Raw genomic sequence first — 566 nt, 5'->3', positions numbered from 1 at the left:
TGCGGGCCGTCCTTGCCCAACACCTTCCAGGCCGGGCCGACGCCAGCGCAGTTGATGAGGCCGTTGAGCGCGCCGAAGCGGCTCACCGCCAGCTCGACCGCGGCCTTGCCGTCGGCTTCGCTGGTGATGTCGGTCTTGATGAAGGCGACCCGATCGCCCAGTTGCGCGGCGAGGGTCTCGCCCTTGTCGACGCCCACGTCGGCGATCACGATCTTCGCCCCGCCGGCGTGCAGGTTGCGGACGGTGGCTTCGCCGAGGCCTGACGCGCCGCCGGTGACGATGAAAACGGAATCCTGAATCTGCATGTGCTGTCTCCTTCCAGTGGCCGGCGTGGGCCGGCGCTGTCGTATTTGTTTGAATCGCCAAGGCGCGCCCGTAGGGGCGACTTCAGTCGCCCATCCCTTCGTCGATCACGCGCGATTGCAGGATCGGAGTCGGCGGGCGACTGAAGTCGCCCCTACGGGGGCTTCGCGGCGTCAGGCGCGCTCGACCAGAATCGCCATCCCCTGCCCGCCGCCAACACACGCCGAGGCGATGCCGAACTGCGGGTTGTCCAGTTGGAGCTG

At 68.0% G+C, this 566-nt stretch carries 1 protein-coding gene; it reads right to left on the bottom strand.

What is annotated here, in order from left to right:
• Nucleotides 1-305 (bottom strand): SDR family NAD(P)-dependent oxidoreductase (locus tag L6Q67_RS24235; RefSeq protein WP_296576284.1); only part of this gene is annotated, 305 nt, incomplete at its 3' end.
• Nucleotides 306-566: the final 261 nt, after the last annotated feature.

Source organism: Zoogloea sp., assembly GCF_023150065.1.
In the GTDB taxonomy this organism is placed as follows: Bacteria; Pseudomonadota; Gammaproteobacteria; order Burkholderiales; family Rhodocyclaceae; genus Zoogloea.
The sequence above is the reverse complement of the archived record's forward strand: the minus strand, read 5'-3'. Positions and strand labels throughout refer to the sequence as shown.